The sequence below is a fragment of the Microcystis sp. M20BS1 genome (assembly GCF_020245305.1).
Lineage (GTDB): Bacteria > Cyanobacteriota > Cyanobacteriia > Cyanobacteriales > Microcystaceae > Microcystis > Microcystis ichthyoblabe_A.
Map to the genome: position 1 here is coordinate 1 of NZ_JADBUZ010000010.1, position 21324 is coordinate 21324.

Consider the following 21324-nt stretch of genomic DNA (forward strand, 5'->3'; position numbering starts at 1 on the left):
AATTAAAGCAGCTCTAAAGAGTTTTGAGTTAAAAGTTAAACTTCAAGTTTTCATTCAGGACGAATGTACTGATTAACTAATTTTTTGGGGAAAATTAGTTAACCCATCATTATAACATATAATTAATTTGCAAGAGTTCTTATATACACACAAGGAAATGGCGAAAAATGGGATGTCAAAAAAATGTTTGATATTATGCTTGAAATTTCTAAAACCTCTCTTAAAGTATTAGGCAGTGAGATATTTAATCAGATAACCAAAAGTAAATAACTAAAACAAAGATTTATTAAATCAAAATAGGTTGAAAATGGCAAGAAATGCAACAAACGAATTATTACAAAAAGCTAAAAAATCAAAAAGTGACGAGTTTTATACACAGCTTTCAGATATAGAAAGCGAATTACAGCATTATAAAAGTCATTTTGAAAATCAAGTAGTTTATTGCAATTGCGATGACCCCCGAATTAGTAACTTTTTTAATTATTTTACCTCAAATTTCAATGAATTAGGTCTTAAAAAAATAATAACATCTTGTTATAGAGAGCAAGTAAAAAATTTATTTAATACAGAAGAAGATGAAAAAGGTTTTTTCTTTGAATATACAGGTACAGAAGGCGAAAAAAACAAACCAAGTTCAACAGACCTAGTTTACTTTAATGGAGATGGTGATTTTCGTAGTTCGGAAAGCATTGAACTATTAAAGCAGTCCGATATTGTTGTTACCAATCCCCCATTTTCATTATTCAGAGAGTATGTAGCTCAATTGGTTAAATACGATAAAAAGTTTTTGATAATTGGAAATATTAATGCAATAACCTATAAAGAAATTTTCAAACTTATTAAAGAAAACAAGGCGTGGTTAGGAATAAATCTTGGTAGAGGTATTTCAGGTTTTATTGTACCTGAACACTATGAACTATATGGAACAGAAACTCGAATAGATAACTCTGGTAATAGAATAATCTCACCGAACAATTGTTTATGGCTTACTAATTTAGATAATTTTAAGCGGCACGAAGATATAGAACTCACAAAAAGATATTTTGGCAACGAAGTTCAATATCCAAAATATGACAATTATGATGGGATTAATATTAATAAAACACAAGACATACCAATAGACTATAAGGGATATATGGGAGTGCCAATAACATTTTTACATAAATTTAATCCCGACCAATTTGAAATAATTAAATTCAGGAAAGGGAATGATGATAAAGATTTATCAGTAAATGGGAAATGTCCGTATTTTAGAATACTAATAAAGAATAAACGAATACAAACTGAATATATTGATTTAACTGACAAAGAAAGATAATGTATAACAAATCGTTGTACCTGACATTTTTCCGCTACGATCCAAAATGTCGGTGAAATCGATCGTTATGCTCCAAAGCTAGTGCGATGCCGAAGGCACTGCGTAGCAGTACGACGCTCTGGTGGGTTAGGTTGACGGCAGACCCCCAACTGTGATCTTTGACTTCATGCCAATTTGTGCGGACTGTATTCAGGTGTTACCTGCTGTGATAGTTAGTAAGTGAGCCTGTTCGTTGAGTTGAGGAGTAAAATAGGAGAAGTCCTAATCTAAGATTTAGTAATGGATAGAAGCATTATAGAACGGCAACCGCTACTTGAAGCAGTCAAGGCTCTCCCTGATGAGGCTTTAGTGGAACTGTCTAATTTTCTGGACTATCTTCGCTATAAAGCAGCCCATCAAAGAGAACTGACCACTCATTCTTCTAGTTTTCTGCTTGCAGTTGCAGGTTTAGGCAACTCTGGTCAAGAGGATATTTCAGAACGTGATGAAGAGATTCTAGGCAATGAGATTGATCCGGTGTCCGGCTGGAATCTTAAGCCAAGCAATTCAGTATGACGGCGATACTTGACACCAGTTTTTTGTTTGCCTTGACCGATCAGGGCGATCGCAATCATCAACGGGTGTTGGCTATTGCTCAAAGCGTGAATGAGCCATTGGTTCTACCTGTCGTTGTCTTGCCTGAGGTCTGCTATCTGATTGCATCAAGATTGGGCCACCAAGCAATGCGCCGTTTTGTATCCAGTATGACACCTGATGCGGTTCAAGTTGAACCTGTAATCCCAGAAGACTTGGTACGAGTGCATGAGATATTGGAACAATATGCTGACAATCAGCTTGACTTTACAGATGCAGCGATCATTGCCATAGCTGAAAGGCTTACTATTACTCGCGTTTACACACTTGATCGCCGAGATTTTTCGATTATTCGTCCAAGTCACTGCGATTACTTTGAGTTATTTCCTTGAACCACCAGCTAACACTGCGTGGCAGCGGACGGTCGCAATTCGTCGCTGCCGAGCTTGCTTTCTAATGCCGTCGCTGATTTGATCCGTTAGCGATCGAGCGCGCTACGCACCGATCGGGTTCTGGACTTCCCCGTTGACAAAAAGGCATAACCTGTGCTGTAGGGGGGATTAAGAGAATTTCCGATACCCTCTTACTGGGTACAAATTAAGGAAACCTCTAATAAATCTAACGCCGTACAAACTCCTCGTCAATAGCAAATCAGGTTATATTTCACACCCCACACCCCACACCCTACCCCCACGAAAAACTTTTTCAGCAGACCCTACCTATCGATCCCATTTTTACCTATTCTAAGCGCACAATCTCTCCAACTCTGGCTAGAGATAATTCTGCTGCCTGGAGGATTTTGACTAATTCCGTCCCTACCGATCCCGAAGATACAGGAGAATCGACACCCGTAGCCACCGACTCTAGAAAATGTTCGCATAATGCTTTTAGGGGTTCACCATCGGCAATAGGGATAGATTCCGTCTCCTGTCCCCGGGGAATAAAATAGGCTTCCTGACGTTCAAAATCGCCCTTTTGTCGGGTTAAAGGCGATCGAGAGTCTAATTCATTAAAAATTAAAGTCCCTTCGCTGCCAACTATCCCTAAACGTCGCTGTTTATCGGGATTCAACCAACAAAGGTGAATAGTCGCTTGAAAACCATCGCCATAGATCAGGGTTAACCAGACTAAATCGGCTAGATTAGGTTGTAGCCAGAAGGTTCCCCTCGCCTGTACCGATACTGGTGTACTATTTAACCAATGATTAAAAATCGAGATATCGTGAATAGCTAGATCCCACAAAGCGGACACATCCTGACGAACTGGCCCCAGGTGGGTGCGAGTGGCATAACCATAAAGAGGTTTACCGATACCCCCGGATTGTAGGACTTTTTGTCCAGTGATAACGGCGGGATGAAAAAGATAGGTATGATCAACTAATAAAATACGCTGTTTTTTCGCCGCTAATTCCGTTAATTCGCCACATTCTTGGGGATTGAGGGTTAAGGGTTTTTCGGCGAGGACATGATAACCTAAATTAAGAGCATCTTTAATCAGGGGATAATGACTGATGGCGGGAGTAACGACGACCACAGCCGAGATTTCGGGGTGATTGCGAATAGATTCCCAGTCATTGGCTAAAATAACTTTATTAGTATCCAGATTAAATTGATCCCGACAGAGACGGAGTTTTTCAGGGGAGGGATCAACGATCGCCACTACTTGCGCTGAGGGATGTTGAGAAAAATGACGGACGTAATGCACTCCCCAACGTCCTACCCCTAAGATAGCGATTCCTGTGGACATTTTGCTTACTCAGATAAATCAATCTAGTTTATCTTAAAAGGATTAGGCGCAATTGTTAATTGATTCTGAGAACTGGAAGGGATTATGTTAAAATTTTTTATCGATCGAGGGGGAACTTTTACCGATATCGTGGCGATAATCGATCAACCAGAAATTATTGAACGACTAGCTAGAGATGCCGCTAGATTTCTGATTGTTCCCCTTGCCGATCAACAGTGGATTGTTCTCTATAAACTGCTCTCGGAAAATCCCGAAAAATACCCAGATGCAGTCATTCAAGGGATCAAAGATATTAGCGGTTCCCTAGATAACATCGAAGTGATTAAAATGGGAACAACGGTAGCCACCAATGCGCTGTTAGAAAGAAAAGGAGAGCGCACGGTTTTGTTAATCACCAAAGGGTTTAAAGATGCCTTGAGAATTGGCTATCAAAATCGCCCCGATATTTTTGCCCGTCAAATTATTCTTCCTTCTTTATTATACGAACAAGTTATCGAAGTGGCCGAACGCTACGATAGTCAAGGACAGGAATTAATCACCGTTAATCCCGCCCAAGTTAAAGCCGATTTAATACCAGTTTATCAAGGGGGTATCCGAAGTTGTGCGATTGTTTTTATGCACGGTTATCGTTATCCTGACCACGAAAAACAAGTGGCAGCCATTGCCGAAGAAATCGGCTTTACTCACCTAGCCATTTCCCACCAAGTCAGTCCTTTAATGAAACTGGTATCCCGGGGAGATACCACAGTAGTTTCTGCCTATCTATCACCAATTTTACGCCGCTATGTTGATAGTATTAGCCAGCAATTACCGAAAACTAGCTTACTATTTATGAAATCCGATGGCGGTTTAGTCACAGCCGATAAATTTCAGGGTAAAGATAGCATTTTATCTGGTCCTGCGGGGGGAATAGTTGGGGCAGTACAAACCAGTTTAAGGGCAGGATTTAGTAAAATTATCAGTTTTGATATGGGAGGAACTAGCACCGATGTTTCTCATTTTCAAGGGGAATACGAGCGGCAAACAGATAACGAAATTGCCGGCGTAAGAATGCGAGCGCCGATGTTAAGTATTCACACCGTAGCTGCTGGTGGGGGTTCGATTTTAGTCTATGATGGTTATCGTTTTCGGGTCGGACCAGAAAGTGCCGGAGCTAATCCGGGACCGGCCTGTTATCGACGGGGTGGACCATTAACAATTACCGATGCTAATGTTTTGTTAGGAAAAATTCAAGCTGCCTATTTTCCCGCTATTTTTGGACAAGAGGGAAATTTACACCTAGATAGAGAGATTGTGCTGACAAAGTTTCAAGAATTGGTGGCAACAATGGGGGGTAATAATAGTCCTGAAATGTTGGCTGCGGGGTTTATTCAAATTGCCGTAGAAAATATGGCTAATGCGATTAAAAAAATCTCTCTACAAAAGGGTTATGATCTCAGTGATTATACTCTTTGTACCTTTGGCGGTGCCGGGGGTCAAGTGGCCTGTTTAATTGCCGATACTCTGGGAATGAAAAGTATTTTTCTCCATCCCTACGCTGGGGTTTTAAGCGCCTACGGCATGGGTTTGGCCGATTTGAGGGTAATTAAAGAAAAAGCGATCGAACAGCCGTTAAATGCCGATTTAATCGGGCAGTTACTCACGGAGATGAAGGAATTAGAAGTTTTAGCGGGTCGGGAATTAGAGGGTTATAATCGGGTGCGGCAGCAAGTCAGTTTAAAATATCAAGGCAGTGATGCCACTTTAGCGGTTAATTTTAGCGATCAAATGCGTCAGGATTTTGAACGGGAACATCAAAGACGTTATGGGTTTAAACAAGAACAAAAAGCTTTAATTGTTGAGTCGATTGCCGTGGAATTGATCCAGACTATGGACAGTCCCCAAGAAGCAATTTTAACTCGCACCCGTCCCATGGGAGAATTACCTCCTATCCTCGATCGAGTAGCGGTTTTTATGGCTAATCAATGGCGGGAAACGCCAATTTATCAGCGTTCAGATCTGGAACCTTTTGATTGTCTGGCAGGACCTGCAATTATTATCGAAAAAATTAGCACGATTGTGATTGAACCGGGTTGGATGGCAAAATTAACGGAGAAAAATCATTTAATTCTCTCCAAAGATTAGCTAATTGAACTACATAGAAATATCTACGGCAGTTATCCTAATTGATCAATTCTCATTTCGCCGAGGTATTTACGGAGATAGGGAGAAAAAACCTCGTAAATCAGGGTAAGGGGTTGGCGAGCGTGCCAAAATAGGTAATGACGACCCCAAAATCCTCCTTTTTCCCCAAAAGCTATTTCTAATTCCGGGGAATGACCGTAATAAAGTCCCTGCACATCGCGATACAATTCCGTGTGCAGCCGCGAGAGACTTTCCCAAATCGGTAGGGAACGATTTTCTAGATATTCGTCCACTTGATTGGCGGACCACCAAGAAGCGGCATAGGCTAACCTTTGACCACTAGCTGTGCGTAACCAGACTTGACGACGCAATCTCGGTCCTGGAATCAGGCTAATTTTCATCGGTGCGCCATCCTCATCGTCGCCGATGGGGGACATATCGATCACATCCACTTCCGTTTTTTCACCGGTTAAAAGTTGTAAATGACGGGTGGGAGAACCATCGCCGAGAATTAAAATCTGCCAAGGAGGCGCGAGTTGACTATGGGGTAAACCTTGTTTAACATCGGTTTCGTCTCCTTGCCAGAGAGGGGACAGGGAGTACCAAGGGGGATTAAGCAGGGGCTTTTCTTGGGGGCGGAGGATAGCAGTCAAGGTTTGTTACAAAACTTTATGATTTTTTCATTAATCATAACACGGGATTTTTGTCTGCTGGCGATAAAAGCGATCGCCTTGCTCCCATCCTCTCTAACTTTTTGGTTAGCATAGGCACTCTTGCCAAAGGAGATTGACTATTTTGATTTTAACGATAGAAAGGTATCAATATCTGGATAAGTTTTTGTAATCTTCTCAGGGCAATTAATTGTCGAATCTTGGGATTAATTTGGGGGGGATAAATGCTGGTGGCTAATTGTTCTTCCAGTAAGGCATATTCTGCCGCAGTTAGGGGTTGATTATCCAAGGGTGATCGAGCCGAAGTGATAATTTCTGCTCGTAAAACTTCTTCGGGAATATCTTCAGGAGAGGGCAAAGCAAGGGCTTTTAGGGGCGATAAGAAACCGATAGAGATGAGGATGATAATTTTTGTCGTTCGCTGCATTTAATTTAAACCGGGGGGCAATTTTTCTCGACACTGTTGATGAATTTCCCCGATTCTAGCAAACAACCAGGGATATTTTTGACGATAACTGGGAATTAGAGCCAGAGGACTGAGTAGGGCAGTGGCGGCAATATCGGCTACACTTAATTTATCTCCCACCAAATAGGCCTGATTTTGCCAATATTCTAGAATCTTGAGGGCATTTTCTAGGCGCTCCTCCGCTAGTTTTACCCTTGCTGGGGTGATTTTATATTGTTGTCGCACGATCTTAATAATTATTTGACTACTCAGGGAAGAATCGATCGCTTTTCCCTCTCCAGCGCGATAATCATAATAGACAAATCTCGTCGCTACTCCAATACTTTCATCTAACCAATCCTCTAGTAACCAAGCTTGATTTTTCTCCTTTTCCCCAGCGGGAATAAAAGAGGGGAAAGGAACTACTTTTTCTAAATATCTGAAAATGGCAGTAGAATCGGCAATAATCTCATCTGCTGCCATTAAAACGGGGACAGTGGTTAACCCTTTAGTTAGGGGACTGAGTTTGAGAATATGTAGTCCGGGGGTGAGATTTTCTACTTGGTAATCAATCCCCTTATAACCTAGTGCTAAACGAGCTTTGCGACAGTAATGAGAGGTGCTAAATTGAAGTAAAAGCATTAATTGTTATTGGTTGTTAGAGCAGTTATCAGTTATCAGTTATCAGATTTGAGTTTTAAGTTACCAGTTACCAGTTATCAGTTATCAGATTTGAGTTTTAAGTTACCAGTTACCAGTTATCAGTTATCAGATTTGAGTTTTAAGTGAGCAGTATGTATTAAGGGAGCAGTATTATTCCTAATGTGTTTTCACTGATTACTGATCACTGTTTACTGATTACTGTTTACTGATTACTGAATTGCCAATAAATATATACTATGAGCAAACCCTCCCTTTTTTCGGCTGTTTCTCGTCCTTATGCGACTAATTCACAAGCAAAAGATCCCTGGTTAGCGGTCAATCTCTCGATGTTTTTCCCCGGTTTGGGACAATGGTATGCTAACAAAAACCAAAAAGCAACCATTTGGGCGATCGCTCAAGTAATATTAATAATTGTAACAATTTGGTCAATTTTTAGCCCCAATGGCCCTGTAAGCTGGGGATTAGGGGGAATAGTTGCTCTGGTTATCGTTTACATTAGCAATATTTTTGACGCTCACTGGACTGTTTATGATTCCAGACAGAATAACAGCTTAGAGAAAATTCCCCGGAAACAAAAAAACCCATGGTTTGCCGTCTTCGCTAACCGGATTATGCCAGGTTTGGGGCAATTGTACGCTGATAAGGTGAGATTAGGGATAATTTTTCTGACTATATCCCAGATTAGCCTGAAAATGGATCATTTTTTCACCAATATCCTCTTTCTTACCCCTTTAGTTACAGCGATCGCTATTTATCACGTTTATCACACTTTCCCTGATCAATTCCACCCCCATCGTCACACCTATCGTTCCATTTTGGCACTGATGGTGGGAGTGATTTTTACTTGGGGAATTATCTGTAATTATTTTCCCAATTGGTTACATCAAAAAATAGAATTTTTCCAGATTCCGAGCGAATCCATGCTACCTACCCTCGCAATAGGTGATCGCGTTTTCGTCAGTCAATCTGGTAATTATCAAGCGAAAAGAGGCGATATAATTGTTTTTAGAACTCCCGAAAAAATTAGGCAACTAGATCCTAAGTCTGGAGATTTTTTTATCAAACGAGTCATCGCTATTGCCGGAGATACCATTGAAATCCGCAGGGGTAAAGTTTATCTCAACCGGCAAGTTATCCAAGAACCCTACACTGCCGAGTTGGGCAATTATGAAATAGAATTTATGACTGTACCCCCAAAAAATCTGTTTGTTTTGGGAGATAATCGTAACCATAGTTTTGATTCCCATGCTTGGGGTTTTTTGCCGGAAAGTTATATCATTGGTCAAGCCTATAAAGTTTACTGGCCTCTCGATCGTGTCCAGTCTTTGCTATGATGGGGATGACTATTGATTTTCAACTGTCTTCAAGGGGTAATTTTAATCCTATCTACTTATTAGCGAGGAAAAACCTAACCAGAAGAATTTTTCGGTGAATCCTAATTGAGACGCGAGTCTTTGGGAATAACATCCAAACCGAGGAGAACCTTTTGGGTATTGGACATATCGCCGATAATTCTTTGTAGGGGTGGGGGAAGTTGTTTGACTAAAGTAGGAGTTACGAGAATTTTATCCTGTTCCGCTAATTGCGGCTGTTCGAGAACATCAATTATTTCTACCGTATAAAGACCGGATAACTCCTCGCGACAGATCCGAAAAATATTGGCGATCGCCCTTTGGGATTTACTTGAATCACCCATAATGTAGAGTTTGAGAAGATATTGACTCATGATTGCGTGTTATTGAACAGTTTAATGTTGCTGAGACCGATATAGTATTTACGATAGAAAGAGACGAGATAACCCATCAATTCCAAGACCATGAGACGACCTTCGCTAACGTAGGCCTGCGCTTTGGCCAGGGTGACATCCTGATTTTTTTGGCGTAGGGTGGTGGTATGAATGTCCACCACATCGCGAGGACTAGCTTTTAAGAATCCTAGCTTATCAGCTAAGCTTCGCAGTCGTTCCGATAGATTATGTTCCACTTTATATGCTTGTTCTTCTAAAGCTAAATCTAATAAATCTCCGTAATTTTGGACTAATTCTTGAAAAATATCGGGAATACTCTGCCTTATTGCCTCAGAACCGAACATTTTCGCCGTGATGCTAGTTTGTCCTCCCTTGATTAACTGTTCCAGTTCGCGAAATTCTTCTTCCTGTTGTTGATGTTTAAGATTGAGAATATATTGCTGACGCTCGATCGCCACACGAATTTGATAGACTAAAAGACTACTATCGATATTATTTAACTGAATATAACCATCAGCACCGAGTTGAAAGGCTCTAACGACTAATTTCTCATCATTGCTAGTAGTTTGAACCACTATCGGTATAGCAGCGGCTAATTCTCTGGTTTTGACTAGGATATTTAAACCGGGGGGAACAGAGATTTCCAAGCTTAAGAGGATGAGATCAAATTTCTCCCCTGCCAGTTTTTCGGCAGTTTCCTCTAGATCCTGAGCTTGGGTGAGGGTAAAAGTCAACCCCTCAGCCAGAGAACATTGGGGGGCCTTTAACAGCAATCTCTGGATTAATTTAACAGTCGTCGGTTCGTCCTCTATCAATAAAATCCTACAGAGATCCCTAGTCATTGTTAATCGATCGCTAAAATTATCTTTTTTCCCCCTACTCTCATAGTAAGCCCATCTTTGGGAAACTCAAGGACAAAATCACAACATATCTCCGGCAAAAGTGAGATTTTAATGGCGACCTTGCCCTTAAAATCCTTAATTTAACGATTTTTCCTGAAAAAGATCGCTTTTCTACTCCAAGGAAACAATCTATTTCCTTTTTCTCCCCACTTCCCCACTTCCCCACCTCCCCACTTCCCTACTTCCCTCACCTATTTTGACTCAATTCGGCGAATTGCCACCACTGCCGGCCGGGGAGGTTGATTAACTTGACCACTGGGCCAATTCGACCCTAGGGGTACTTGTCGCATTTGTTCAAATTCCTGCCCATTAGTGGTTTTCAGGGCAAATTTTCGGTTTTCAAAGGCTAAATCCCGACGAATTCCCCCCGCTTCCCCCGGATGTTGTACTGCCAAAAATAACGTCTCTTGGTCGGGAGTAAAGTACAATCCCGTTAATTCCGCATCCATGGGAGCGATAGCAAAAGGATAGGGATGCTCTTGACCCTTGGCAAACACCCAAGCGCTATTATTACCAAAAATCCCCAATAAATCCCGTTGACTAACCGGGACTCCTTGGGGATAACGAGTTTTCATCTCTCGATTTAACCCACCCGTGGAAATATCGCTAACCATCCAGAGATTTCCCTGTTTATCGAAAGCGAGGTTATCGGGATTAGAAAAACCCTCACCCTTCTCGGTCGGTTCCCCTCCATAAGCGACCACATCCCAACGAAAACTTAAGGAAGCAGCATCGTTATTATCTTCCCTTAAGCTGATAATCCAACCAAATTCGTAGGGTATTTCGCCATTTGGTCCCTTAAATATCTCCTTATCGGCTCCTCCCTCCGCTTCACTGGGACTACCAGAGGTAAAGGTCATATATAAAGTGCCATTCTCGTCCACTTCCGTATCTTCTGGCCGACCAGTACAAGTGATCCCAACGGCGTTAGCGGCAAAATGAGCATCGATGAGAATTGCTCCCTGTTTTTCCGTCCCATTACCTTCATACAGGTCTGCGAGGGTCTTATATTTAGCTTTGTAGGCTAAAATCTCCTCATCGTCCTTAAATAGCAGTAATTTAGTCTCATTGACCGTTCTTTCGGGATTCGGCAAAGCTACCACCCCATCCCCGCGACTAGCGGCAATTTGACTCGGTAGGACGGGATTTATCTCCGTGTCGGGATTTAAGGGGATCCAATAACCAGTTTTATCGGGGTTGAATTTGGCCCCGTAGAGCATTCCTTTTTCTAGGAGTTTTGAGTTATTTTTCTGCTTAATATCGCTAATTTTGCCCTCGGAAACGAATTTATAGATATGACCGCCTCTGCGATCGCATCCTGAATAAACCGCCAAGGGTTGCCCCGTTTGAGCGAGAAAAGCGACCGCTTCATGGCGAAAACGCCCTAACCAAGTGTGTTTTGTACCGTAATCGTCGGGATTGGCCGGATCCACCTCCACCATCCAACCGTATTTATTTCCCGCTAACCCAAAAACGTTACCCCGGCCATCCACTTCCCCACTATTGAGAATAAAGGGGGTAGTATCGGGATGCAAAGAGGAACCGTCTTTTAACACTACCTCCGTCACTTGGTCTTGAAAGTTCTCCTCGGCACTAAATACGGTCCCCCAAGGCGTTGTTCCCCCAGCGCAATTTTGAAACGTTCCGATAATTTTTGCCCCTAATCCGTCATCGTAGCCAAGTTTATCGGTTTTGGTAAAAATTGCTACAGCAGGACCAGTCACTTTCAGGTAACGACCGTCCTTTAGTCCAGAAATACCGGTAATGCGGCGATCGGCTTTACTATAGGTACGTTGCCATTTTCCCGTTTGATCTTTAGCGAGGGAAATTACGCCAATTCCCTGATCAATTAAGCCTTCTAGGGAGATTTCCTCGATTTTTGCCCTTAAGCTGGCATCTTGCAGGTGATAGGCGGCAATTTCACCCTTTTCGTTCGTTTTTTCCCGTACTTCCTTGACGGGTAGGGTTTTACCGATCACTTGTTCAAAGGTTTGTAGCCAAGTACGACCACTGATATATTCAAAATTAACGGTTAGATAACCTTGACCCGGACTGGTTTCGATAAAAGATAGATAATCATTGTTATAACCGAAACGGGAATCACCCACTTTATCCCCCCACTGTGCCAGCACATCATAGGTGAATCCTTGCGGAAGAACGAGATCATCTAGGACTTTATAGGTTTGATAGGCATTTTTTTGGCTTTCATCGCTCATACCGTCAATTTTTAAGGGAATTGGCAGTTTGACTGGAGAAAAGTTTAACCCAAAACTATTGGCAGCGATCGCAGGACTGCTAATCAGAGAGGAATATTTTTTCTCTTGCAGACTGAAAAAAGAGACACCAGCAGTGGCAGTTAAAAAGGTGAGGAAATTACGGCGAGAAATACTCATATTTTCAGGAATAAAGTCAAAACTGGTGTTCAGACCTTGATTAGGTTAAATTTTATTACATAAACTTGACATAGGTATTATATATTATCCAAGTTATGACTAAGTTAACAGCCAGTTAAAAGTAATCAGTAAACAGTAATCGGTGCAAAGACAGCAGAAAACTGCCATAATCAGTAAATAGTAATCGGTGCAAAGACAGTAGAAAACTGCCATTTAATACCGCTCACTTAAAACTCAAATCTGATAACTGAAAACTGAATAGGGGTTTAGCAAATGTCTAACGAAACTGTAACTTATTCCCTAGAAACCGTTCTGACAAGGATTGAGGGAAAAATCGATAACCTACAAAGAGATGTTACTCAAAAATTCGACAAAATCGATGAACGTCTCACAAAATTAGAAATCGGACAAGCAGAACTCAAAGGAGAGTTAAAAGGAGATATTAAAGCTTTAGATGAGCGATTGACCACGGAAATCAAGGGATTAACGGCACGGGTTGCCTATCAGGAATTTACTAACCGGGGGATTTTAATCGCTTTAGTCGTCGCTATTTTGGGTGGTGCGGCTAAACTTTTTGGTTTTTTTCCTAATCCCTAGAAGTGGCTACCAGGCACGGCTAGGAGCAAGATTAATGTCATGAATATTTCGATAAAATTCCTTGTAAAAAAGCGGTAGTTTTTAAATCAATCCCTGTAATTGCCGTACCAACAACTACCGAATATGCACCAACTTCTAGGGCTTTTTTGGCTTCTTTTGGAGTCGATATTCCTCCTTCACAGATAACAGGAACTGATAAATTATTAACTAATTCTTCTAGGAAAGAAAAACTCGGCGGCTGCAGCTGTTTAGTTGCTTCTGTGTAACCGTAAAGAGTTGTACCGACAACATCAGCACCGGCTGCCACCGCATAAATAGCACTTTTGATCGAGTCTATATCTGCCATGACTAATTTACCAGTTTCCCGATGAATACGATCGATAATTGTGGCTAAATTTTCATCATTAGGACGCTTTCTGGGGGTAGCATCCAAGGCAATTATATCGGCACCCGCATCGGCAATGGCCAGAGCATCTTGATATTTGGGCGTAATATATACCGAACAATCGCGATAATTGCGTTTCCAGAGTCCAATTATCGGTATATCCGGCAATTGTTGACGGGTGGCTTTCAGATGAGCGGGACTATCAATTCTTACCCCACAAGCACCCCTATCCACGCAAGCATGAGCCATGGCAGCAATAATTACAGGATCGTGCAGAGATGACTCCACTGGCGCTTGACAGGAGACGATTAAACCCGATTTTAAGGTTTCTATTCGCATAAATTGGGGTGTAGGGTGTGGGGTGTGGGGTGTGGGGTGTGGGGTGTGGGGAGACTTTTCAGTTATCAGTGAACAGTAAACAGTAATCAGTGAACTGATAACTGATAACTGATAACTGATAACTAACCCCACCAGCAAACTTTTTGCCGCAAACCTTACTTATAAGCAGCAATACACTGTTCAACTAAAGCGGTTACTGCGTCCACATCTTTCCAACCGAGAATTTCTGTGACTTTTTTCTCTAGATTCTTATAGGTTTTGAAAAACTCGGCGATTTCGTCCAAGCGATGGGGAGAGACATCTTTGAGAGATTTTACCTCTGCATAACGGGGATCTTTAGCGGGAACACAGAGAATTTTTTCATCGCGATCACCACCATCGATCATTTCTAACATACCAATGGGACGCGCTGTAATCACACAGCCGGGGAAAGTAGGCTGATCCATGATCACCATACCATCTAAAGGATCGCCGTCATCGGCGAGGGTATTGGGAACAAAACCATAATCACAGGGATATTGTACCGAAGAATAGAGAACGCGATCGAGAGCAAAGGCGTTTAAATCCTTATCAAACTCGTATTTATTCTTACTACCAGCAGTAATTTCCACTAAAACGTTAATTAAACCGGGTTTCGGTTGGGCAGGAATGCGCGATAAATCCACAAGCTTTCTCCAAATACAAGACAATAGCGCCTTTAGAGTCACCTAAAAGCGCAGGCAAAATTAAAAGACACTTTGATTGACTCCGATCCAAATTTTACCCACAAGGGGGATCGGGACGAAGAAAAAAATTTTATCTTGGCAATCGTCTATCTCAATTCTGTCACCTCATTTGCCTCGTTAGGGAGTAGGATGTGTTACCGGTAAGGGGTTCTTCGGTATAGTTAGGCGTGGAGTTATATCCAATCGCTAACAAGGGTAACGTTAGGGTCAGAATTGCGATCATAGTTCCGAGTAAATTGGCCCACCTATGACTAGGAGGTTCGGAAGTCTTCCCTGACGGGTTGCTTGATTCCATAAAGGGGTCGTGTTGAACTCGACAAGTAAAGAATACGAGAGATATACAGAGCAGTCAGCCATCGGCCCTGAGCTTTTGACAAATTACTGCTATTTTTTGCCTTTGGGCTTGGTTAACGTCTCGTTAAAAAGCGAAACATTAACAGCAATACTCTCCCTACTAATTATATTTTACCAATTCTTTTCCAATAGTTCACTCTGATACTTTTCTTGACGATCTCTCCAGATCATGGTCTGTTGGTGTTTGTCCATGTCATACTAAATCAGTTTTTAATAACTGGATTTAGTATCAATCCACAAAAAAAATGTCTGAAAAGCCCAAATATTAAGCGATTCAAACATTTTCTCATTGCAATCGGAGGGTGATATTGACTTTATGTCTTAACTTCGAGCTTACGATAGAAACCTAGCTGTTAATGTAGCCTATTTAACCAAAATATCGATTTTTTGCTGATTTATCGGGATAGACAATCACCTTTTCTTAGAAATTATCCGAGTTTAGAGACAATTGGTTAGCTAATCTCCCAATAAGCTAGGTCTCAGAGACCAGCAAGGCATCCTCAAGCCTTGATTTGTCCTTACTTGTCATGGACAGCGATCAGGGCAAGTGGGGTCAATCTACCAATGTTTACATCATAACTCGATCGAGGGAGAAAAGCCAAGAACCTGGGAGAAAACTGCCGATTTATCCCGGCCAATATTATTGCTCAGATCGGCCTAGATGATGCCGTCAGTCATTCTTCAGCGAGAAACTACCTCGCTAGAGGATTCCGATTCTAGGGGGAGAGAGGGTTTAATTATCCCGTATTTTGTCTCCTCTGGAGTCACTTGACGGATAACCTCCAAAGCTTCCTTGATCATTACTGCCATGGGAACTGCGACAATCACCCCCAGTAAACCGCCCACTCGCGCCCCCGTCAAGACCGAAACCAACACCCAAAAGGGATTTAACCCGGTGACACTGCCCAAAATCCGGGGAGCAATGCCGTTTTCGACAATTTGCTGCACCACTACAGCTACGGCTAAAACTTGCAGAGCTAAACCAATATCGCGCAAAGCTAGTAAAGCTGTCACCGTGACAATGCCTACAGTTCCCCCAAAAGGGATTAAGGCCATGGTACCAATCAAGAGGCCGAATAGAAGACCAAAAGGGACTTTAATCGATAAAAATGCCGTGACTAATCCCAGGGCCATGCAGGTGGCACAAATCACCTGTCCGACAAAGTAATTCTGAAAACTTAAGCGTAGGGTTAGGGAAAAGGGTTGTTGGACGGGTTTGGGCAACCATTGGATAATACTCCTCCAGATATCGGGACTGTGGAGAAGTAGATAAAAGGTGAGGATAATGGTTAGCAGCACATCAAGCACTCGCACCACGGTAAAAACGGTGAGATTAAGGGCTAAATTAACGCTTCTTCCCGCTAAAATTTGCAATTCTGCCCCTAAACGACTGTTAAACTGAGCGATAACACCATCGAAACTGATCGGAATCGGTAGATTCATCGTGTCGATTTTGGTATCTAGTTGCATCAGTTGGCGCTGTCCCGAGTCTAACCATTCTGGCAATCTATTGACAAATTGCTGCGCTTGGGTAAAGACTAGGGGAACTAGGGTGATTCCCACGGCCACAAAAATTAAAATCGTGATCAGGGAAACCACGATCGCAGCTAAACCCCGTTTTAATCCCTGACGTTCCAACCAAGTCACTGGATAACCCAAGAGAAAAGATAGAACGGCCGCTATCAGTAAAATAACAAATAAAGATTCAAAATAGCCAAAAATTGCCGATAATGCCCAGGCATTCAGAACTATAAGTGGTGCAGCTAGAGCAATCACCAGTAAGCGAGATAGGGAATTCAGGGATTGCCACCACGTCTGAACCCAATTGCGTTTCGGGGGAACGACTTTAACTTCCACCATGAAGCCTCTTAAAGGGTTTGTTTCAATACTTGTATTCTGACAGATCGAAGCCGAACTCGCTAACTCAACCCGGGGAAGTGGGAAGATGGGGTGTGGGATGCTGACAGGTTTAGGTTTACTACAACAACCTTATGGGTGTAACGGGGCATCCTGCCGACATTTAAGGTGAACGGCTCCGTTAGGCTGTAGATCTAGTCACTCCATACTTGACAAGACAATGCAGTTGCATTACCATCAAGAGCTAGTTTTTATGGACAAGCTTAGAGGTCGCTATAGCTGCAACGATGGCCTCATGCCCAGAATCCACTCTTACTGATCGCTATCAGACTACAATTCCCGATTCTGTTCGCAAAGCCCTTGGCTTGAATAAGCGCGATAAAATCTGCTACAACATACAGGCCGACGGTAAAGTATGGATTTCCAGGGCTGATGGGACAGAAGAAAATGATCCACTGCTTGGGAAATTTCTGAATTTTCTTGCCCAAGATATGGAACAGAACCCTCAACACATACAGGCAATTAGTTCTAACCTAGTCAATCATGTTCAATCTTTGGTCTCTGGCGTTGATCTGGATCTTGATGAGGACGAATAAGGTTGTCTATAGATCAGCCGGATAGGTGCTAAGATAAGAGCAGGAGCAAAACTTTCAAATACAGGAGTGTATGCCATGCTTGAGGATCAGGGTTCTATCTTGAAGGAGCGAGATTACACATTGATCATTGACAAAAGTGGAAGTATGTCAACTAAGGATCAGCAAGGCGGCAGAAGTAGATGGGATGTGATGCAGGAATCCACTTTTGCTCTAGTCACCAAGTGCGAAGAGTTTGATCCAGATGGAATTACTGTCTACTTCTTCTCATCTAAATTTAGACGCATTGAAAATGTTACTTCTAGTCAAGTTTCGCAATTATTTAAAGAAATCTCTCTTGTTGGTCGCACTGAGATGGCACTTGTTTTAGAAGACGCTCTACAAAACTATTTTCATCGAAAACAAGAGAAGCAAACCAAGCTAAATGGGGAAACAATACTCGTTATTACTGATGGGCAGCCCGACAATAAAAAAGCGGTTGCTGAAACGATCGTCAAAGCGACTCAGCAAATGGAAAAAGATGAGGAGTTAGCAATCTCTTTCATTCAAATCGGAAATGATCCTGATGCAACAAAGTTTCTTAAGTTGCTAGATGATGAATTAAAAGGTGCTGGAGCTAAGTTTGACATTGTGGATACAGTTACGATTGAAGATATAGAAGACGAGAACCTTTCATTGGTTGATGTTTTACTGAATGCAATTCTTGACTAACTACAGAGAGAAGCTATGGGTGGAATTGATGAATTATTCGACAAAGAAAATCCAGCGTCTCGGCCAAGAGATTCTCAGCCTGGAAAAGGTTCAGATGATCAATCTAATCTGGATTGTCAGAATTGGTTAAGTCGGTTTGGTAGTAGTTTAGGTGAAACTGAAGCAAGAAAACAGTTTGAGCGCTGGACAAAATTGCAAAGAAAATGTGCCGAACTGCAAGAAGTCCTTTCACAATATCAAAGTTTGGATCTATCTAAAGCCAAAAAGCTTCTTGACAGAGCGGATAATGTCCTTCGGCAAGATCGGGATTACCAAGTCGTAGTGATTGGTGAAACAGGTGCTGGTAAGAGCAGCCTTCTGAACGCTCTTTTGCAAGAAAGACTGCTTCTGACTGGTGGTGGAGCAGCAATTACTGGCACAGCTATCTATGTCTATCCCAATCAAAACGTGGATTTTGACAAAGCTGAACTTTCTATCAGAACTCAAGATGAATTCAAACCGCTACTACTTGGTGTAGCTAGTCATTACCTTGATGAGCAAACAAGGGCTAGTTTGTTTGGAGATGAAGCGAGTATAACTGCTGCTAAAGTTATCGATCTAGCAAATAATAAAGACATAGCTAAAAAGTTACCGGATAATGTTCCAATTGATAAACGAAAACGTATTGTAGATGAAATTTTAGACATTGCAAATACATGGCAGAAAATTGACAATATTAAAACATCGATTAAAATAGAGTTTCAACTTCCAAAAGATAAGGAAGAACTTAACACTTACTTAGAAGAAGGTAGTAGTCGAAATGGAAAGGAAAATCCTGAAAGAGTGATTCCTGCCATCAAGTGTGCAAAGTACTATCTAAAGCAGAAAGATAGCAGCTATTTGAATGGTAAAACATCTAGCAATGTTGTTTTTATTGATGTTCCTGGATCGGCAGCAAAAACTCTAAGACACACGGAGATTTTACGACAGGAACTTAAGAATGCTAATGCAGTAGTGTTTGTGGTTAATCCCAATAGACCTGCTGAAGAAGAAGGTACTTCTATCGCAAACCTACTAGATAAGTACTTATTCAGTGGCTATACGGCTGAAGAAAAAAGCAAATTTGCTAATCGTGTATTCATTGTTGTAAATAAAGCCGATCAGATAAAGTCTGAGGAAGATGAAACTCGACTAAAAAAATCATTATTGGAACTCTGCGGGATTATTGGCGATACAAATTTACTGAAATCTAGATATTTTAGGATTGTCGCAGAAAAGTCAGTACTTGCTCTAATTCTTAGACAGAAGATCGAACTGGCTGACGAGAGTGAAAAGAACTTTTACGCAACTTTAGCAAAATGCCACGTTGACAATTTAGGAAAGGCCGATCCTAATAAGCTAGATGAGGAAAGTGGAATACCAAGTTTATTAAAAGAGCTGAATACATTCTTGAGTAAGGATCGTGTTAAGCTCATGCTTGATGAAGGAGAATTATTTTTAGAGAAGGCGGAAAACGATATCAAGCTAACCTGTCGTCAAATTCTTGGATTAGAGCATCAGGAAATTTCATCTGAACAACTAGATGGACTTGGATCGACAACGAAAGTTTTTTGCGATCAGACTCTAGAACAAGATCGAAAAGAACTAGAGAAAGCCAGGAAGGCTCTGATTGAGTTTGTGAAAGCTTGGATTGACAGTGAAGAGCATCAGAGAGAGGTTTCAAGCCAAGTTACAAGCATCTTTACTAAATTAAAAGACTCTATCAAGGAGCCAGCTAAACGCTTGCTAGATCCAGAAGACAGAGATGGTGCTCTTCATATTACCCTCTCACACGTTACTGGCAAATCATATCCAAATGTTGATTCTCCATTTCTTTTGCTGTCAACTGAAGAAAAATTTCATCGGGCTGTTGAGGAAAATAGTAGAGATTTAGCCGACTACTATTTTCATAAATTCGATGACAAAGTTCGAGATATAAAAATCGGTGAGCTAATTGAACAGAAATCTTATGAGCAGGAATATATCAAAAAACTAGCTCTTGACAAAGAAATTCAAGAATCCAAGCAGCAGGTTTATGGGAATTTTCTAGCTATCTGTAAATGGGTTCTCATGTACGAACTGGTCAAAATGCCTATTGATTTACCTCTTGATCCGTCTGCGGATGATGTGAGTCATAACCTTTCAGTACAAGTATTTAAAAAAACATTCAGTGAAATTGCACCTGAGTTAGTTTTACTGAGTAGTGACGCAATTCAAAGTATGATATATGGAATTCTACCCTTCCCTCTGAATAAGCTTATCGAAGTCTCTGCTCGTTTAGTTAAGCAGAAAGTTGAAGAGCCCACTGATGAAGATAGCGAGAAAAAGCCACCAAAACCCACAGAGAGCAAGCAAAATCTACCTGAAAAATTACTAGACAAGATAGATCTTGAAGAAAAAGTGGCTGAATATGGTAAGATTAACGATACAGAGAAATTAACTGAGCTTCTCCAAGAACAGTTTGCTTTTCGTTACAGCGTTGCTGTTAGTACGGCTTTGATTTATTTGGAAAGATTGTTTAGATATGAACTGGGGAAATATTACCAGAAATTAGGAGAAATCAACAATCGCCTAATCGGAATGCATCAGTCTGCTGTTAACTTGAATCATGAAGATATTCTAAAACAACTAGGTAAAAAACATACTGACATGAGCCAAAAGTTTGAAGATGCGTTAAACTGTTTGAAAAGGCTTTTGGAATTATCAACCATGTAAGTTTTGGGAAAGTGCAAATGCAGCCTAACAATCCTGTTGGAGCGGACTGTTTAGAGACCTCGGTTGTGTTGCTAAGGCTACTGGCATCCGCTCAACTGGAACGTTATACTGAATCAGTTTTTAATAGCATGATTAACTGCCAATCCAACTTGAAAAACCCGCTCCCTTCTCCCCACTGCTGTGACAAAAAACAACTATCCCCCGATAGCGATCGCAAAAGATTTGTGGTTCTTCGGTTTGTCTTATGCAAAGTACAGGATTATTAAGGAATGAAACTCTTATAGAGAAAGACATTTGGCGATTTTTGTCAATTGTTTTTGATCTAGAGCGAACTAATCAATTAAGTCTCTTGCCAGATAAGGATTTAGTCGATTTATGCCCCCCTATCGAACCATACCAAGTAACGAAGAGCCATATTTATTAATAAAAATAATTGGAACCCGATCAG

General features: G+C 41.4%; 21 protein-coding genes. 10 read left to right on the forward strand and 11 right to left on the reverse strand.

Annotated elements, in window-relative coordinates; genetic code table 11:
* The first annotated feature begins 141 nt into the window (after positions 1 to 141).
* The 4 genes from IM507_RS00875 (at position 142) to IM507_RS00890 (ending at position 2283) form a co-directional block, all read left to right on the forward strand.
* Positions 142 to 270: an EcoRI family type II restriction endonuclease gene (locus IM507_RS00875; protein WP_287636346.1), complete on the forward strand. Its 129-nt coding sequence runs from the start codon at positions 142 to 144 to the stop codon at positions 268 to 270.
* A 37-nt stretch (positions 271 to 307) separates the two neighbouring features.
* Positions 308 to 1318 (forward strand): adenine-specific methyltransferase EcoRI family protein, encoded by a 1011-nt coding sequence (locus tag IM507_RS00880; protein ID WP_002733673.1) that lies wholly within the window; start codon positions 308 to 310, stop codon positions 1316 to 1318.
* Between the two features lie 279 nt (positions 1319 to 1597).
* Complete coding sequence (locus IM507_RS00885) at positions 1598 to 1873, forward strand: hypothetical protein (protein ID WP_002731839.1); 276 nt, start codon at positions 1598 to 1600, stop codon at positions 1871 to 1873.
* Positions 1870 to 2283 carry a type II toxin-antitoxin system VapC family toxin gene (locus IM507_RS00890; protein ID WP_002758126.1) on the forward strand — a complete coding sequence of 138 codons (414 nt, stop codon included), beginning with the start codon at positions 1870 to 1872 and terminating at the stop codon, positions 2281 to 2283. The genes IM507_RS00885 and IM507_RS00890 overlap by 4 nt, the downstream gene beginning before the upstream one ends.
* Before the next feature lie 346 nt (positions 2284 to 2629).
* On the opposite strand, the gene IM507_RS00895 is transcribed toward IM507_RS00890, so the two are convergent.
* Positions 2630 to 3637, reverse strand: a complete 1008-nt coding sequence (locus IM507_RS00895; protein WP_123229883.1) for a Gfo/Idh/MocA family protein — start codon at positions 3635 to 3637, stop codon at positions 2630 to 2632.
* An 84-nt stretch (positions 3638 to 3721) separates the two neighbouring features.
* On the opposite strand from IM507_RS00895, the gene IM507_RS00900 reads away from it, so the two are divergent.
* Entirely contained in the window at positions 3722 to 5761 is a 2040-nt protein-coding gene (locus tag IM507_RS00900) for a hydantoinase/oxoprolinase family protein (RefSeq protein ID WP_123229884.1), read from the forward strand.
* Between the two features lie 32 nt (positions 5762 to 5793).
* Here IM507_RS00900 and IM507_RS00905 read toward each other — a convergent pair whose 3' ends face one another.
* From IM507_RS00905 to IM507_RS00915, 3 genes are all read right to left on the reverse strand, one after another.
* Positions 5794 to 6414: a chorismate lyase gene (locus IM507_RS00905; protein ID WP_002752664.1), complete on the reverse strand. Its 621-nt coding sequence runs from the start codon at positions 6412 to 6414 to the stop codon at positions 5794 to 5796.
* A 148-nt stretch (positions 6415 to 6562) separates the two neighbouring features.
* Complete coding sequence (locus IM507_RS00910) at positions 6563 to 6859, reverse strand: hypothetical protein (RefSeq protein WP_002794733.1); 297 nt, start codon at positions 6857 to 6859, stop codon at positions 6563 to 6565.
* Positions 6860 to 7519: a glutathione S-transferase family protein gene (locus IM507_RS00915; RefSeq protein ID WP_002752663.1), complete on the reverse strand. Its 660-nt coding sequence runs from the start codon at positions 7517 to 7519 to the stop codon at positions 6860 to 6862.
* A 257-nt stretch (positions 7520 to 7776) separates the two neighbouring features.
* Here IM507_RS00915 and lepB point away from each other — a divergent pair, with 257 nt between their 5' ends.
* Positions 7777 to 8874, forward strand: coding sequence for a signal peptidase I (gene lepB / locus IM507_RS00920; RefSeq protein ID WP_123229885.1), 1098 nt, complete (start codon positions 7777 to 7779; stop codon positions 8872 to 8874).
* A 101-nt stretch (positions 8875 to 8975) separates the two neighbouring features.
* Here lepB and IM507_RS00925 read toward each other — a convergent pair whose 3' ends face one another.
* The 3 genes from IM507_RS00925 to IM507_RS00935 all read right to left on the reverse strand — a co-directional run bounded on the left by IM507_RS00925 (position 8976) and on the right by IM507_RS00935 (position 12582).
* Positions 8976 to 9266, reverse strand: coding sequence for a circadian clock KaiB family protein (locus IM507_RS00925; RefSeq protein WP_002734286.1), 291 nt, complete (start codon positions 9264 to 9266; stop codon positions 8976 to 8978).
* A complete protein-coding gene (locus IM507_RS00930) occupies positions 9263 to 10129 on the reverse strand; it encodes a response regulator (RefSeq protein ID WP_002731846.1) in 867 nt (288 codons plus the stop codon). Before IM507_RS00930 ends, IM507_RS00925 begins: the two co-directional genes overlap by 4 nt.
* 251 nt (positions 10130 to 10380) lie before the next feature.
* Entirely contained in the window at positions 10381 to 12582 is a 2202-nt protein-coding gene (locus tag IM507_RS00935) for a PhoX family protein (RefSeq protein WP_123229886.1), read from the reverse strand.
* A gap of 273 nt (positions 12583 to 12855) precedes the next feature.
* Here IM507_RS00935 and IM507_RS00940 point away from each other — a divergent pair, with 273 nt between their 5' ends.
* Positions 12856 to 13179: a DUF4164 family protein gene (locus IM507_RS00940; RefSeq protein WP_016517004.1), complete on the forward strand. Its 324-nt coding sequence runs from the start codon at positions 12856 to 12858 to the stop codon at positions 13177 to 13179.
* 37 nt (positions 13180 to 13216) lie between these two features.
* Here the strand turns inward: IM507_RS00940 and IM507_RS00945 are convergent, their stop codons facing one another.
* The 4 genes from IM507_RS00945 to IM507_RS00955 form a co-directional block, all read right to left on the reverse strand.
* Positions 13217 to 13903: an N-acetylmannosamine-6-phosphate 2-epimerase gene (locus IM507_RS00945; protein ID WP_287636342.1), complete on the reverse strand. Its 687-nt coding sequence runs from the start codon at positions 13901 to 13903 to the stop codon at positions 13217 to 13219.
* A gap of 155 nt (positions 13904 to 14058) precedes the next feature.
* Positions 14059 to 14568, reverse strand: coding sequence for an inorganic diphosphatase (locus IM507_RS00950; RefSeq protein ID WP_002732961.1), 510 nt, complete (start codon positions 14566 to 14568; stop codon positions 14059 to 14061).
* Between the two features lie 160 nt (positions 14569 to 14728).
* A complete protein-coding gene (locus tag IM507_RS23635; RefSeq protein ID WP_012267246.1) occupies positions 14729 to 14923 on the reverse strand; it encodes a TLTLP motif-containing protein in 195 nt (64 codons plus the stop codon).
* Positions 14924 to 15663: 740 nt separating this feature from the next.
* Positions 15664 to 16842: an AI-2E family transporter gene (locus tag IM507_RS00955; RefSeq protein WP_002732401.1), complete on the reverse strand. Its 1179-nt coding sequence runs from the start codon at positions 16840 to 16842 to the stop codon at positions 15664 to 15666.
* Positions 16843 to 17126: 284 nt separating this feature from the next.
* Between IM507_RS00955 and IM507_RS00960 the strand changes: the two genes are divergently transcribed.
* The 3 genes from IM507_RS00960 to IM507_RS00970 all read left to right on the forward strand — a co-directional run bounded on the left by IM507_RS00960 (position 17127) and on the right by IM507_RS00970 (position 20876).
* On the forward strand, positions 17127 to 17435 hold the full coding sequence (locus IM507_RS00960; protein WP_287636343.1) for a type II toxin-antitoxin system PrlF family antitoxin: 309 nt from the start codon (positions 17127 to 17129) through the stop codon (positions 17433 to 17435).
* Between the two features lie 75 nt (positions 17436 to 17510).
* A complete protein-coding gene (locus tag IM507_RS00965) occupies positions 17511 to 18143 on the forward strand; it encodes a VWA domain-containing protein (RefSeq protein ID WP_002775082.1) in 633 nt (210 codons plus the stop codon).
* A gap of 15 nt (positions 18144 to 18158) precedes the next feature.
* Entirely contained in the window at positions 18159 to 20876 is a 2718-nt protein-coding gene (locus tag IM507_RS00970; RefSeq protein ID WP_287636344.1) for a dynamin family protein, read from the forward strand.
* The last annotated feature ends 448 nt before the right edge of the window (positions 20877 to 21324 follow it).

Coding starts and splice junctions, on each gene's coding strand:
- lepB (WP_123229885.1), top strand. CDS start 7,777: ATGAGCAAACCCTCCCTTTTTTCGGCTGTTTCTCGTCCTTATGCGACT.
- IM507_RS00915 (WP_002752663.1), bottom strand. CDS start 7,519: ATGCTTTTACTTCAATTTAGCACCTCTCATTACTGTCGCAAAGCTCGT.
- IM507_RS00900 (WP_123229884.1), top strand. CDS start 3,722: ATGTTAAAATTTTTTATCGATCGAGGGGGAACTTTTACCGATATCGTG.
- IM507_RS00960 (WP_287636343.1), top strand. CDS start 17,127: ATGGCCTCATGCCCAGAATCCACTCTTACTGATCGCTATCAGACTACA.
- IM507_RS00935 (WP_123229886.1), bottom strand. CDS start 12,582: ATGAGTATTTCTCGCCGTAATTTCCTCACCTTTTTAACTGCCACTGCT.
- IM507_RS00895 (WP_123229883.1), bottom strand. CDS start 3,637: ATGTCCACAGGAATCGCTATCTTAGGGGTAGGACGTTGGGGAGTGCAT.
- IM507_RS00880 (WP_002733673.1), top strand. CDS start 308: ATGGCAAGAAATGCAACAAACGAATTATTACAAAAAGCTAAAAAATCA.
- IM507_RS00890 (WP_002758126.1), top strand. CDS start 1,870: ATGACGGCGATACTTGACACCAGTTTTTTGTTTGCCTTGACCGATCAG.
- IM507_RS00965 (WP_002775082.1), top strand. CDS start 17,511: ATGCTTGAGGATCAGGGTTCTATCTTGAAGGAGCGAGATTACACATTG.
- IM507_RS00925 (WP_002734286.1), bottom strand. CDS start 9,266: ATGAGTCAATATCTTCTCAAACTCTACATTATGGGTGATTCAAGTAAA.
- IM507_RS00945 (WP_287636342.1), bottom strand. CDS start 13,903: ATGCGAATAGAAACCTTAAAATCGGGTTTAATCGTCTCCTGTCAAGCG.
- IM507_RS00910 (WP_002794733.1), bottom strand. CDS start 6,859: ATGCAGCGAACGACAAAAATTATCATCCTCATCTCTATCGGTTTCTTA.
- IM507_RS00930 (WP_002731846.1), bottom strand. CDS start 10,129: ATGACTAGGGATCTCTGTAGGATTTTATTGATAGAGGACGAACCGACG.
- IM507_RS00885 (WP_002731839.1), top strand. CDS start 1,598: ATGGATAGAAGCATTATAGAACGGCAACCGCTACTTGAAGCAGTCAAG.
- IM507_RS23635 (WP_012267246.1), bottom strand. CDS start 14,923: ATGGAATCAAGCAACCCGTCAGGGAAGACTTCCGAACCTCCTAGTCAT.
- IM507_RS00970 (WP_287636344.1), top strand. CDS start 18,159: ATGGGTGGAATTGATGAATTATTCGACAAAGAAAATCCAGCGTCTCGG.
- IM507_RS00955 (WP_002732401.1), bottom strand. CDS start 16,842: ATGGTGGAAGTTAAAGTCGTTCCCCCGAAACGCAATTGGGTTCAGACG.
- IM507_RS00940 (WP_016517004.1), top strand. CDS start 12,856: ATGTCTAACGAAACTGTAACTTATTCCCTAGAAACCGTTCTGACAAGG.